The organism is Natrarchaeobius chitinivorans (assembly GCF_003841505.1).
Classification (GTDB): domain Archaea; phylum Halobacteriota; class Halobacteria; order Halobacteriales; family Natrialbaceae; genus Natrarchaeobius; species Natrarchaeobius chitinivorans.
This window is the reverse complement of sequence record NZ_REGA01000008.1, coordinates 72878-85608: the sequence shown is the minus strand read 5'-3', so window position 1 is coordinate 85608 and position 12731 is coordinate 72878. Positions and strand designations below refer to the sequence as shown.

The 12731-nt window shown below is 63.8% G+C and carries 13 protein-coding genes; 10 read left to right on the top strand and 3 right to left on the bottom strand.

Annotated elements, in window-relative coordinates; translation table 11 throughout:
* Positions 1-80 precede the first annotated feature (80 nt).
* Positions 81-584, bottom strand: a complete 504-nt coding sequence (locus EA473_RS10810) for a hypothetical protein (protein WP_394341306.1) — start codon at positions 582-584, stop codon at positions 81-83.
* Positions 585-714: 130 nt separating this feature from the next.
* On the opposite strand from EA473_RS10810, the gene EA473_RS10805 reads away from it, so the two are divergent.
* Positions 715-3894, top strand: a complete 3180-nt coding sequence (locus tag EA473_RS10805; RefSeq protein ID WP_124195678.1) for a PAS domain-containing sensor histidine kinase — start codon at positions 715-717, stop codon at positions 3892-3894.
* Between the two features lie 150 nt (positions 3895-4044).
* A complete protein-coding gene (gene fni, locus EA473_RS10800; RefSeq protein ID WP_124195677.1) occupies positions 4045-5103 on the top strand; it encodes a type 2 isopentenyl-diphosphate Delta-isomerase in 1059 nt (352 codons plus the stop codon).
* A gap of 131 nt (positions 5104-5234) precedes the next feature.
* On the opposite strand, the gene EA473_RS10795 is transcribed toward fni, so the two are convergent.
* Positions 5235-5402 (bottom strand): DUF1931 family protein, encoded by a 168-nt coding sequence (locus EA473_RS10795; protein ID WP_004267503.1) that lies wholly within the window; start codon positions 5400-5402, stop codon positions 5235-5237.
* 389 nt (positions 5403-5791) lie between these two features.
* Between EA473_RS10795 and EA473_RS23390 the strand changes: the two genes are divergently transcribed.
* Together EA473_RS23390 and EA473_RS10790 are read left to right on the top strand one after the other, a co-directional pair.
* Positions 5792-5941 (top strand): DUF7563 family protein, encoded by a 150-nt coding sequence (locus EA473_RS23390; RefSeq protein WP_449289215.1) that lies wholly within the window; start codon positions 5792-5794, stop codon positions 5939-5941.
* Between the two features lie 95 nt (positions 5942-6036).
* The gene (locus tag EA473_RS10790) at positions 6037-6291 is read left to right on the top strand and encodes a GIY-YIG nuclease family protein (RefSeq protein WP_124195676.1); all 255 of its coding nucleotides are present in this window, start codon (positions 6037-6039) and stop codon (positions 6289-6291) included.
* 191 nt (positions 6292-6482) lie between these two features.
* On the opposite strand, the gene EA473_RS10785 is transcribed toward EA473_RS10790, so the two are convergent.
* Positions 6483-7082 (bottom strand): NADPH-dependent FMN reductase, encoded by a 600-nt coding sequence (locus tag EA473_RS10785; RefSeq protein ID WP_124195675.1) that lies wholly within the window; start codon positions 7080-7082, stop codon positions 6483-6485.
* A 158-nt stretch (positions 7083-7240) separates the two neighbouring features.
* Here EA473_RS10785 and EA473_RS10780 point away from each other — a divergent pair, with 158 nt between their 5' ends.
* The 6 genes from EA473_RS10780 to EA473_RS10755 all read left to right on the top strand — a co-directional run bounded on the left by EA473_RS10780 (position 7241) and on the right by EA473_RS10755 (position 12682).
* Entirely contained in the window at positions 7241-8632 is a 1392-nt protein-coding gene (locus EA473_RS10780) for a phosphoglucomutase/phosphomannomutase family protein (RefSeq protein ID WP_124195674.1), read from the top strand.
* A 172-nt stretch (positions 8633-8804) separates the two neighbouring features.
* On the top strand, positions 8805-9305 hold the full coding sequence (locus EA473_RS10775) for a methyltransferase family protein (RefSeq protein ID WP_124195673.1): 501 nt from the start codon (positions 8805-8807) through the stop codon (positions 9303-9305).
* 80 nt (positions 9306-9385) lie between these two features.
* Entirely contained in the window at positions 9386-9808 is a 423-nt protein-coding gene (locus EA473_RS10770) for a hypothetical protein (protein WP_124195672.1), read from the top strand.
* A gap of 94 nt (positions 9809-9902) precedes the next feature.
* Positions 9903-10127: a hypothetical protein gene (locus EA473_RS10765; protein WP_124195671.1), complete on the top strand. Its 225-nt coding sequence runs from the start codon at positions 9903-9905 to the stop codon at positions 10125-10127.
* Positions 10128-10289: 162 nt separating this feature from the next.
* Complete coding sequence (locus tag EA473_RS10760) at positions 10290-11582, top strand: amidohydrolase (RefSeq protein WP_124195670.1); 1293 nt, start codon at positions 10290-10292, stop codon at positions 11580-11582.
* Positions 11583-11728: 146 nt separating this feature from the next.
* Entirely contained in the window at positions 11729-12682 is a 954-nt protein-coding gene (locus EA473_RS10755) for a hypothetical protein (RefSeq protein WP_124195669.1), read from the top strand.
* Positions 12683-12731: the final 49 nt, after the last annotated feature.

Sequence of the window (12731 nt, the reverse complement as noted above, 5' to 3'; positions counted from 1 at the left end):
TTACTGTAAGTCATTGCCGGCGCACCCGCGACCCGGGCGGCGGGTGCGCCGGTAAACAGTTACAGTAATCCGTATGACGTTTAACGACTACTATCCCCGTCCTCGGGAGCGTCCGCCCGTCCGGCAAGTAGACCGACGACGAGATACCACGCCCCCAGCAGTCGGGTGACCGGAACCACCCACGATTTCACCTCGAGTTCGTCGGGATTCTCGTAGGCGACCTCGAGACCGAACGCCGCGGCCGACCGCGGCACCAGCGCCATGACGAATCCAAGCGCTGCGAGGGGGGTTCGAAGCCGCTTCCAGCCGTCGCCGCGGACGAGCAGCCAGGCGAAGACGATCCCCTCGAGTCGGGCCATCGGAACCGTCCACGGCCGGAGCCGTCCGGCGTCGGGGTTCTCGAACGCGACTCGCTCGGCGGCGTGGACGATCCGTCGCGGCACCAAGACCAGGATCACACCGGCGAGTGCGAGCGCCGCGGTGACGAGTGGCGATCCCTGTCGGCCGCGAGCCATCACCCAGACGACGGGCTCCGGTCTGAGGATTTCGAAGCGGCCGAAGCCGACCAGGAGTTTGCCCACCATTTCGGTCGGACGTTCCACGACGCCAGACAAAAACCCCGCCGTCTCGAGAGTTCGATCGGATTACGACAGGGGCTCCTCGAAGCCCTCGAGCGTCGAGCGTTTTAACTCGGTCAATGATCTTCGAAGGGTAATGAGTACGCGATCGGGTGCTCCCGACGGAGCATTTTGGGACGACGTCGACGACGACGTGGCGCTCCACCGGTATCGGACACTCGTTAGCACGATCGACGACGTCGTGTATCAGCTCGATTCGGACGGCCACTTCGTTGCGGTCAACGACGCGCTCGTCGAGGCGACGGGACGTTCACCCGAGGAACTTCTCGGCGAGCACGTCTCGCTCGTTCTCACCGATGGCGACGTCGAACGTATCGACCGCGAGATCGAACGGCAAATCGGAACGGATGACGGCGGAATCGCTCCGTTCGAACTCGGAATGCAGACTGCCGATGGTGGCGTGTTTGCCTGTGAATTACGGGTCAGTGTGCTGATCGACGCGGGGGAGTTTCAGGGGACGATCGGCGTCGCACGCGACCTCTCGGAGGACCGTCAACGCCTCGAGTCACTCGAGTCGGCACAGGCGTCGGTCGAATCGATCGCGAACGTTCTCGACGAGGCCAACATCGGCGTCTTCGTTCTCGACGACGAGTTCTCGATCGCGTGGGCCGACGAGACCATCGGCGAGTACCTCGGTCTCGACCGCGACGAGTTGATCGGCCGGGACAAACGAATCGTACTCGAGGAAACGATCAAGCACAGATTCGACGACCCGGACCGATTCGGACGGAAGGTTCGGGCAACGTACGAAGAGAACCGTCACTTCGAGACGTTCGAGTGTCGCGTCACCGCGGGTGAAACCCGTGACGCACGCTGGCTCGAGCACCAGAGCAAACCGATCGAGTCGGGTCAGTACGCCGGCGGTCGCATCGAACTCTACTACGATATCACGGACCGAAAGCAATCCCAGGATGCCCACCGCGAAACCCGAGAGCGGTTTCAGTCGCTGGTCGATGCCGTCGAGGAGTACGCGATCTTTCGGCTCGATTCGGAGGGACACGTCATCAGCTGGAACGAAGGTGCGGCGGAGATCAAGGGCTACGACCGCGAGGAGATCCTCGGCGAGCACATCTCGGCGTTTTACACCGAGGACGATCGAGCGGCGGGCGTTCCGACCCGGAATCTCGAGCAGGCGACCGAAACCGGATCGGTCGAAGACGAAGGCTGGCGCGTCAGAGCGGACGGCAGCCGGTTCTGGGCGAACGTGACGATTACGGCGATCCGAGACGACGATGGAACGCACCGTGGCTACCTGAAGGTCACGCGCGATATGACCGAGCGTCATCGACGCGAGCAGGAACTCGAGGGCGAACTCCAGCGGATATTCGATAGATTCTCCGATGCGTTCTACACACTCGACGGCGAGTATCGATTCACCCACGTCAATTCCCATGCGGAAGACCTCCTCGGTTACTCAGAAGAGGAGTTGCGCGGAAACGTCCTGTGGGACGTGTTCCCGGAGGCTGTCGGGTCGGATCTCTACGAGAATTACACGAATGCGATGGAAAACCAGCGGGCAATCGCGTTCGAGCGATACTCCGAACCGCTCGATATCTGGGCCGAAGTGAACGTCTATCCGTCCGAAACGGGACTGTCGGTCTACTTCACTGATATCACCGAGCGAAAAGAGCGCGAGCGAGAGCTAGAACGGTACGAACAGACGATCGAAACGATCTGGGACGGTGTCGCAACGGTCGACGCCGACGGCCGGTTCGTCATGGTCAACGACACGTTCTGCGAGATGAGTGGGTACGACCGCGACGAATTGCTGGGTGCACACGTCACGCTCGTCCACGACGAGACGGTCGACGTCCGAGCCGAGGAATTGAACGAGGACGTCGTCGCGGAGAGCGCGGAGTACGCGTCGCTCGAGTTCGATATCGAAACCGACGGCGGCGATACGATCCCCGTCGAGGGCCGGTTCGGCCCGTACGTGCTCGAAGATGGGTCGATCGGTCGCACAGGTGTCGTCCGCGACATCTCCGAGCGAAAAGAGCGCGAACGCGCGTTCGAGCAGCGGGCCCGCCAGCAACAGGCCGTCGCGGACCTCGGGCAGTTCGCACTCGAGTCCGACGATCTGGACGAACTCATGGACGAGGCAGCCCGGCAGGTGGCGGACGTCCTCGACAACGAGTACTGCAAGGTGCTCGATCTCGACGCCGACGAGCAGGAACTGCTGTTGCGCCAGGGCGTGGGCTGGCACGACGGGATCGTCGGTCAGGCGACGGTCTCCTCCGTCGAGACGGATTCCCAGGCTGCGTACACCCTGGCAAACGATCACCCGATCGTGGTCGAGGACCTCGGGACGGAAACGCGGTTCAGCGGCCCCGACCTGCTGCGGAGCCACGACGTTCGCAGTGGGATCAGTACCGTCATCGGATCGTTCGACGAGCCGTGGGGGATCCTCGGCACGCACGACACCGACCGTCGGACGTTCACCGAACAGGACGTCACCTTCGTCCAGAGCGTCGCCAACATCCTCGCCGAGGCCATCGAACGCCACCGATACCAGCGCGAACTCAAACAGCTGGTTGCCGACCTCGAGGAATCAAACGAGCGCCTCGAGGAGTCGAACAAACGACTCGAGCAGTTCGCCTACGCCGCCAGCCACGACCTGCAAGAGCCTCTCCGGATGGTCTCGAGTTACCTTCAGTTGATCGACCGCCGATACCGAGACGCGTTCGACGAAGACGGTGAAGAGTTCCTCGAGTTCGCCATCGACGGGGCCGACCGTATGCGCGAGATGATCGACGGATTGCTCGCGTATTCGCGGGTCGAAACGCGCGGAGATCAGTTCGGATCGGTCGACCTGAACGACGTGCTCGAAACCGTTCGTGAGGATCTCCGGATACAAATAGAGAGAACCGACGCCGAGATCACGACCGACGAGTTGCCGCGTGTAGCGGGCGACGCCGGTCAACTGCATCAGGTGTTCCAGAATCTCGTGAGTAATGCGATCGAGTACAGCGGCGACGGGCCACCGCGGATCGACATCGCCGCCGAACGCAACGGCAACGACTGGATCATCTCGGTTCACGACGACGGAATCGGAATCGCTCCTGACGAGCAAGAGCGCATCTTCGAGGTGTTCCAGCGACTGCATACACACGACGAACACCCGGGGACGGGTATCGGACTCGCGCTCTGTCAGCGCATCGTCGAACGCCACGGCGGCGAGATCCGACTCGAGTCGGAACCCGGCGAGGGGTCGACGTTCTCGATTGTGCTCCCGGCGGCGAGCGAACTCGATCGGTGACCGCTCGGCCCGTCTCGAACCCGGAGAACGTCCTCCAGTAGTCCGTCTGGGAGAACTCTGCACAAATCGTGGCGATTCCGGAGTCCCGGCGCGGCCGGAATGAACGGGTTTTTCTATCCCGTCGCAACATCTTCCGATCGAGACGATCCGATGCCCGAGACATCCGACAGAAAAGACGACCACATTCGAATCATCGAAGAAGAGGACGTCGAGACCTCCGGTGCGGGGTTTGCGGACGTCGACCTCGTCCACGAGGCGCTCCCCGAACTCCACCGCGACGAGATCGACACGACGACGACGCTGTTCGGGCACGAGCTGGCGGTTCCGATCGTCATCGAGTCCATGACCGGCGGCCACCCGAACACGACGAAAATCAATCGAGCGCTCGCTGAGGCCGCCCAGGAGACGAACGTCGCCATGGGCGTCGGTAGTCAACGCGCCGGCCTCGAACTCGACGACGAGGAACTCCTCGAGTCGTATACGGTCGTCCGCGAGGTCGCACCCGACGCCTGCCTCTACGGCAACGTCGGCGCGGCCCAGTTGCTCGAGTACGACCTCGAGGCGGTCGAGACGGCCGTAGAGATGATCGACGCCGACGCGATGGCGATCCACCTCAACTTCCTCCAGGAGGCGGTCCAGCCGGAGGGCGACGTCGACGCTCGAGGCTGTCTGGCGGAGATCGAACGCGTCGCGGAAGGGCTGTCGGTCCCGGTCGTCGTCAAGGAAACGGGCAACGGCATCTCTCGGGAAACCGCCAGCCGGCTGGCCGATGTGGGCGTCGACGCCATCGACGTCGCGGGCCAGGGCGGAACCACGTGGTCGGGGATCGAATCCCACCGGGCCGCCGCCGTCGGTGCCGACCGACAGGAGGCGATCGGCAACCTGTTTCGTGCCTGGGGCGTCCCGACCGCGATCAGCACCCTCGAGGCGGCGTCGGTCCACGACCAGGTCGTCGCGAGCGGCGGCGTCCGCTCCGGGTTAGACGTTGCGAAGGCGATCGCCCTCGGTGCCAGAGCCGGCGGCCTCGCGAAGCCGTTTCTCGGACCAGCAGGCCGGGGAACCGACGCGGTCGTCGACCTCATCGAACAGCTTTCACTCGAGTTGCGGACGGCGATGTTCGTCACCGGATCGGCGACACTCTCGGAGCTGCGGTCGACGGAGTACGTCGTTCTCGGTCGGACGAAGGAGTACCTCGAGCAACGCCGGTGACAGTAAACTCGTAGTCGTTCGATCGAGCGTGCGCTGACGTGCAGTTGCTACGATAGTCGCATCACCCGCGGACTGGATAGTCGACACTATCCGACGATTGCGTCGATAAAAAATCGTTCTGGTGGCGTCCCTTACAGGTCGCGCGGCTGAACGGTTTTCCGGTCGTTTGCTTCTGCTCGGCGGGCAGCGTCCTCGAGCAGTTCGTCGACTTCCTCGTCGAGTGCATCGTAGAAGTCCGAGGCGACGTTCTTGTCATCGAGCGCTTCCTTCACGGCGGCTTTGACGATAAGGTCTGCCATACGATGTATCGATTTCCCTTTACCTCATATAAAAGTTCTGGTTATCTGTGGAAATACCGGTGATGCAGGGGTTGATTCGCCTGTTTCGTCGACCGGTACCACCGGAAAGTATATGTTTGATGAATCCCGCTGTCGAACTCTCACCGACTCGAGCGGCAAAATTGCGCTCGCGCGCGCTGTCGGGTCCGCTCGCGAAGGTCCTGGTTCGACTGGCTGGTTTTCACTCTCGTCCGTCTGGTGGTGCGTCCTCGAGCGAAAAACGATACCCCACTCGGTTAACGAATCGATAAATAAATTATCCTTCTACCGAACCACCATACGGTGTATGGGAAAGGATTTTTAAACACTCACTGGGTATCTTTGGGTACCGGCTTCGGCCGGTGTGCCCAATGCCCAAGTGTAACCACTGTAGTGCGCACGTTTCCGAACGATTCGCACGCGTCTTCGCCGACGAGCACGGAACAATCCACGCGTGTATCAGCTGTTCTGCGAACGCCGGAATTGCTGAAGTCGCAAAAGAGCGCGCTCGCGGCACGTAGACGGGAAACGCGTCGAACTACCGGTGGACCCCTTTTCGAACACGACCGATGCGTAGTCGGGACGCTTTTCGTCGCCTCCCTCGTACGGCCGATCGATGTCCGGAGCCGACCACGTCGTCTACGTCCTCGAGTGTGCCGACGGGACGCTCTATACCGGCTACACCACCGATCTCGAGCGCCGACTCGCCGAACACGACGCCGGTGATGGAGCGAAGTACACGCGCGGGCGCACGCCCGTCACACTCCAGCATCACGAACGGTACGAGTCGCGGTCGGCGGCGATGTCACGCGAGTACGAGATCAAGCAACTCAGCCGCCGTCAGAAAGAGCGTCTGATCGGCCTCGAGTAACGAACCGGCGAGGACGGGGCGTCGGACCGGTCTCGAATCGGGGGTTGGAGGGCCGACAGTCGGTCCGCTTGCCGCCAGGTCCGGCGACACCGAAAACGGTTCGCGATCCTACCGGGGACGGTTTGCGATCCCACTGGGGCGACCCCGGGACGGCACCCGGTCGCTCCGGTACACAGTTACAGCAGTTCGTATCAGTCGTCGTCGGCTGCCGCACGATGGGACTCGACGTGGGGTTCGATGAACGCGTACTCGGAGAGCATCCGCCCGAGTTTCTCGACGCGATCCTGGAGGCTCGCGTCGGCGAACGTCCGCCCGTCGATCGCATCGTCGTCCTGGGCATCGACGAGTCGGCTCGAGGCGTTGCGGATACCGACCTGGTGGGGGAGGACCCAGCCGTGGACGCCGCGGACGGTGATTCGGAGGTGATCGAGCGTCGATCCGTAGCTCCCCCCGCCGGCCGTCGCCAGTAACCCGACGGTGGTATCCTCGTACTCGTCGAAGCCACAGTAGTCGTGGAAGTTTTTCAGCGCGCCGGAGTACGACCCGTGATAGACCGGCGTTCCGAGGGCTACGGCGTTGGCCTCGCGGACGAGGCTGGTCGCCTTGCTCCCGTCGCCCTGGTCGTCCACGTCGGGATCGTAGACGGGGAGGTCGTACTCGCGGAGGTCGAGCAGTCTGGTTTCCGCTCCAGCGTCCTCGGCGGCACGAAGGGCGTACTGAAGCGCCGTCCGCGTGTAGCTCTCCTCGCGAAGGCTACCGTTGACGGCGACGACGAGTGGGGCGTCGGCCATACCGGTGATACGGTCGGCCGGCGGATAACGGCGTTGCTGTCGTACGATCTGCCGTCAGTCGGTACCGTACGAGCGCGACCCGCCTGTGCTCTTCCTATCCCTTTTCCGCGCGTGCACGATGGCGTCGCTTTTTTCGCGTCGGCCGATGAGACACGCGTATGGAGGCCATTACGTTCGGTACTGACGGCTGGCGGGCACCGCTCGAGGAGTTTACGACGCCCCGGGTACGGATGGTCGGACAGGCGGTCGCCTCGTATCTCTCCGATGAGGGGCGTGAGGAACCGGTCGTCGTGGGTTACGACGCTCGTGAAACCTCCCGCGGTTTCGCGGAGGAACTCGCGCGTGTGCTGTGTGCGAACGGATTCGACGTGTTGCTCCCCGAACGCGATCGCCCGACCCCGCTCGTGGCATACGCGATCGTCGACAGAGACCTCGCGGGCGGGTTCGCGGTCACGGCCTCGCACAACCCGCCGGAGTACAACGGCGTGAAGTTCATCCCCGACGACGGCGCACCGGCGCTCCCCGAGGTAACCGACGCGATCGCAGCGCGCCTCGCGAAACCGGAGGCGCTTCCGGACAGCGAACACGGTACCGTCCGCGAGGTCGATCTCGTCTCCCCTCACGCCGACGCCGCGCTCGAGTTGGTCGAATCGATCACCGGTGAGGTCGACCTCTCCGGGCTGACCGTCGCCTACGACGCGATGTACGGCAGCGGTCGCGAAACCACGGATACGCTGCTCTCTCGAGCCGGTGCATCCCTCGAGCGTCTTCACTGTGAGCGCGACCCCGAGTTCGGCGGCGGCGCACCCGAGCCGGCACCCGAGAACCTGACGGAGCTGGTCGATCTCGTGACCGACGACGACGGTCCGGATCTGGGTATCGCAAACGACGGCGACGCGGACCGTATCGCGCTCGTCACGCCCGAACGCGGATTCCTCGACGAGAACCTGTTCTTCGCGGCGCTGTACGAGTACCTCCTCGAGGACGACGCCGGCGCGGCGGTTCGCTCGGTGTCGACCACGTTCCTGATCGACAGGGTTGCGGACGCTCACGGCGAATCCGTCCACGAGGTCCCGGTCGGCTTCAAGTGGGTCGCCCAGGCGATGGCCGAAACCGACGCCCTGATCGGCGGCGAGGAGTCCGGCGGCTTCACCGTCCGCGGCCACGTCCGCGAGAAAGACGGCGTCCTCGTGGCCCTGCTCGCGGCCGCCATGCACGCCGACGAACCGCTCGACGAGCGCGTCGACCGCCTGCTCGAGACCCACGGCACCGTCGTTCAGAACAAGACGAGCGTGGCCTGTCCGGATCACGAGAAAGCCCGCGTCATCGGGGATCTCGAGGACGAGATTCCGGAGACCGTCGCCGGAACGACCGTCGAGGGCGTGAACACCGCGGACGGCTTCAAACTCCAACTCGCCGACGGCTCGTGGTTACTGGTCCGCCCCAGCGGAACCGAACCCGTGTTACGGGTGTACGCCGAGGCGACCGACGAGGCGAGGGTCGACGAACTCCTCGAGGCCGGTCAGGAACTCGTGTCCCCGCTCGTCTGACCGGACTGTCCAACCGACACTCGCCGTATCGGACTGTCTGCTCCCTTCTTGCCCGTTCTGGACCGATCGAGTTCTTACCGTCCGTTCTGGACCGACCGGGTCCTTCCTCCGTCCGCGTTTCGCTTCCTCTCTCGTCACAACCTATATTTCGTCACGTCGGGTTGCGTTCCGTATGGTGTCACCGCGAGTACTCCTGAAGACGGTACTGTTTACGGTTCTCGTGCCGGTCACGGTCGCCGGCGTGATCCCTCGGGTTCTCGCGAGGTGGCGCGAACACCCCCGACTTCCGATCGGGACTTCGACTGGACGAGTCCTCGGAACCGCTTCGATCCTCGTCGGTACCGTGGTGTACCTTCACACCGCGTGGCGATTCGCCGCTGAGGGGAGTGGAACGCCGTCGCCGTCCGACGAACCGGACGACCTCGTCACCGGCGGACTCTACGACCACGTCCGGAATCCGATGTACGTCGGCGTCCTGTTGGTCGTCGTCGGACAGGCGCTTCGGTACCGATCGGTTTCGGTCCTCTGGTGGGCGGCCGGTTGTTGGCTCGGCTTTCATAACAGGGTCCTCGAGTACGAGGAACCACATCTCGCCGAGAAACACGGAGAGCGGTACGACCAGTACCGCGAGGCGGTTCCCCGCTGGCTGCCGCGGATCGGCCGGTCGCGGTGATCGCATCGACCCCAGCAGTCTCGTCAGTGGTTGCGCACTCCGGGCTTGCGTTTACCGACCTCGAGACCGTCCGCTCTGACATGAGCGACCGGAACGAGGAGGCCGCGTACACCGAACTGACACCCGACTCGTGGCACCAGAACGACGAGGGATACTACATCGACTGTCCGGAGTGTGGGTCGGCGGCGACGCTTTCGAACGTCATCTCTCACGGACGGTGTAACGGGTATCTCGACCAGCGAGAAGGCGAGACGGAACTCGACGAACAGCGCATGGAGTGTACGGCAAGACTCTGGTTCGAACTCGGCTACGTTTCCGACCCCGAGGGCGGAACAGGAGAGACCGCAGGTGGGACCGGCGAGACTGGCGACGCCGGCGACGGGACGCACGACGTCGAAGACACGGCGTCCTCGAGTGGCGACGACGTGGGCGACGCCGACGGCGTGCCGGGCGAGGGGACCCCGCCCGGAACCGACGGAGCGGTGGACGACGACCAGCAGTAGTCCCACCGACACACCGCTTTCGGGTGCTGTCGGATGGTTAGCGCGTCGAACGCTTCGAAAGAACCACACGTCTCGGTTCCGAACGAGGAGTACGATGTCAGGATCGAACGTAGCGCTTCTCGTCGGAAAGTATTCCGTGGGCGGGACGCTCGGGACTCTCCTCGTCGCCTACGGGGTGAACGAAGTGCTGTTCGCGACGGCTCACTCGTGGTCCCGACAGAGTCTCTACCAGGGGAGCGGGGCCGTTCTCGTCTTCGTCGGCTGGGTCGTACTTCTCGTGACGCTGGTCAATCTGTACGGCGAATTGAGCGGCCGGTGATCCCCGTCGCCGATCGATACTATACTACCGTCAGACAGAACTATTTGAAGATCGGTCGCGCTACTGCGGCCGTCACCCCCGGTGACGGCCGCGAATCCGCGACTAACTACTCACTGAGTTCTGTCCGACAGTATAAGGAACTCCCTCGAGAACTCCTACTCGATGACGACGCTTGCGATCACCGGGGGCCGGGTGTTGCTTCCGGACGCGACGATCACGCGTGCGGACGTACTGATCGATCAGGACGCCGGCGAGATTCTCCAGATCGGACCCGACCTCGACGGCGACGAGACGCTCGACGGGTCGGACGCGCTCGTGACGCCGGGGTTCGTCAACGGCCACTGTCACGTCGCGATGTCGTTGCTACGCGGATACGCCGACGACAAACCCCTCGAGAACTGGCTTCGCGAGGACATCTGGCCGGCGGAAGCGCAACTGACGGACGAGGACATCCGCGCCGGGGCCGAACTCGGCGTGCTCGAGATGATCAAATCCGGAACGACGGCGTTTGCGGACATGTACTTCGAGGTGCCCGAGATCGCCGCGGCGGTCGAGGAGGCCGGCGTTCGCGCCCGGCTTGGCCACGGTATCGTTACCGTCGCCAAGGACGAGGAGGAGGCCCGCGAGGACGCAGAGACCAGCCTCGAGATCGCCCGGGAGTACGACGGCGCTGCGGACGGCCGGATCTCGGCGGCGTTCATGCCACACTCGTTGACGACTGTCGGCGAGGAGTACCTCGCCGAGTACGTCCCCAGAGCCCGCGAGGCGGGGATCCCGATTCACTACCACGCCAACGAGACGAGCGAGGAGGTCACACCGATCGTCGAAGAACGCGGCGTTCGCCCGCTCGCCTACGCCGCAGAGAAGGGAATGCTCGATTCCCAGGACTTCGTCGCACACGGCGTCCACGTCGACGAGAGCGAGATTCAGTTACTCGCAGAGGCTGGAACGGGCGTGATCCACTGTCCGGCCTCGAACATGAAGCTCGCGAGCGGGATGGCACCGGTCCAGCGGATGCTCGAGGCGGGCGTGACCGTCGGGCTGGGAACCGACGGTGCGGCGTCGAACAACGACCTCTCGATGCTCGACGAAGCACGCGATGCGGCCATGCTCGGCAAACTCGCCGCCGAGGATGCCAGTGCCGTTCCGGCCGAATCCGTCGTCGAGTTGGTGACTCGCGGGAGCGCCGATGCGCTCGGTCTCGAATCGGGTCGCCTCGAGCAGGGTGCGCCTGCCGATCTCGCCGTCATCGATCTCGACGCTCCACACCTGACGCCTCGTTACGACCTGGTGAGCCACCTCGCGTACGCAGCCGCGGCATCGGACGTCCGTCACACCGTCTGTGACGGTCGCGTTCTCATGCGCGACCGGGAGGTTCTCACGCTCGAGGAGGCGAGCGTTCTCTCCCGAGCACGCGAGGCGGCCGCGGATCTGCGCACACGTCTCGAGGACTAGACGTTCACGATTCCGTGAACGAAAATTGAACCGTCAAAGCGGACGATAAACGCTACAAACAGTTCTCGACAAGTTGTAGAGATCGAAAACCGTCGGTAACTGCCGGTGGGGTTTATTCGCCGATCGCCGGTGGATCCGGCCGGGTTATGAGAGACCGACGAATTGCGACGACGCTTGCGGTGATCGTCACGATATCCCTGCTGGCTCCGCTGGGAGCCGGCGCGGCCACAGCCGATCAACACGAGGTCGACGATCTGTCGATACTCGTCGAGGGCGACGGGCACGTGACCGTGACGGCGAACGAGACGCCGATCGAAAACGCCACGGTCGACGTCTCGGTCGACGGCAACGAATCGTACGCGGGTACGGGCGAACACGTGACCGACGAAAACGGCACGGTCGCGCTTCCCGACCCCGACGAAAAGATCGACGTTACCATCATTGCATCAGCCGGCGACGAAACTGCCGAAACGAGCGTGACACTCGAGCCGGCAGACGAGCCGGACGATTCGGCCCCCGAGAACCTCTCGATCGACGTCGACGGAACTGACGGTGTGACCGTCACCGTCACCGATGGCGAAGACGACGGCGTCGCGAAGGCGACTGTCGACGTGACGGTCGTCGAGGAGAACGCATCGTACGCTAACGAAGGAACGTACGAAACTGACGCGAACGGAACCCTGTCGCTCGAGCCCCCGGCCGAGACGGTCGACGTTTCGTTCAACGCGACCGCCGGCAACGCGTCCGCCGAGACGACGGCGACGCTCGAGCCCGTAGACGACGAAGACGCGGACGAGGGCACCTTCGGGCAACTCGTCTCGTCGTTCGTCCACGACCACCAGAACGAATCCGGTCCGCTCGGCCTCCTCGTCTCGAGTTTCGTCCAGGAGAACAACCTCGGTAACGGCTCGGATCACGCCGGTCAGTCCGACCGAACGGGCCCGCCGGACCACGCTGGTCCGCACGGTGATGACGAAGACGGTGACGACGAGGACGTCGATGCGAACGACGAGACATCCGCCGGACCGAACGGCGTGGGCAACGGGCAGTCCGACGCCAACGACGGTCAGGGGCCACCGGACCACGCCGGTCCGCCCTGACGTCCGCTCTCGTTTCCCGACCGATACCGGCCGACGACGAACGGACGCC

Bases quoted from the DNA above. Each gene is read 5' to 3' on its own strand.
- EA473_RS10755 (WP_124195669.1), top strand. From the start codon at position 11,729: ATGAGAGACCGACGAATTGCGACGACGCTTGCGGTGATCGTCACGATA.
- EA473_RS10780 (WP_124195674.1), top strand. From the start codon at position 7,241: ATGGAGGCCATTACGTTCGGTACTGACGGCTGGCGGGCACCGCTCGAG.
- fni (WP_124195677.1), top strand. From the start codon at position 4,045: ATGCCCGAGACATCCGACAGAAAAGACGACCACATTCGAATCATCGAA.
- EA473_RS10805 (WP_124195678.1), top strand. From the start codon at position 715: ATGAGTACGCGATCGGGTGCTCCCGACGGAGCATTTTGGGACGACGTC.
- EA473_RS10795 (WP_004267503.1), bottom strand. From the start codon at position 5,402: ATGGCAGACCTTATCGTCAAAGCCGCCGTGAAGGAAGCGCTCGATGAC.
- EA473_RS10770 (WP_124195672.1), top strand. From the start codon at position 9,386: ATGAGCGACCGGAACGAGGAGGCCGCGTACACCGAACTGACACCCGAC.
- EA473_RS10790 (WP_124195676.1), top strand. From the start codon at position 6,037: ATGTCCGGAGCCGACCACGTCGTCTACGTCCTCGAGTGTGCCGACGGG.
- EA473_RS10760 (WP_124195670.1), top strand. From the start codon at position 10,290: ATGACGACGCTTGCGATCACCGGGGGCCGGGTGTTGCTTCCGGACGCG.
- EA473_RS10775 (WP_124195673.1), top strand. From the start codon at position 8,805: ATGGTGTCACCGCGAGTACTCCTGAAGACGGTACTGTTTACGGTTCTC.
- EA473_RS10810 (WP_394341306.1), bottom strand. From the start codon at position 584: ATGGTGGGCAAACTCCTGGTCGGCTTCGGCCGCTTCGAAATCCTCAGA.
- EA473_RS10765 (WP_124195671.1), top strand. From the start codon at position 9,903: ATGTCAGGATCGAACGTAGCGCTTCTCGTCGGAAAGTATTCCGTGGGC.
- EA473_RS10785 (WP_124195675.1), bottom strand. From the start codon at position 7,082: ATGGCCGACGCCCCACTCGTCGTCGCCGTCAACGGTAGCCTTCGCGAG.
- EA473_RS23390 (WP_449289215.1), top strand. From the start codon at position 5,792: ATGCCCAAGTGTAACCACTGTAGTGCGCACGTTTCCGAACGATTCGCA.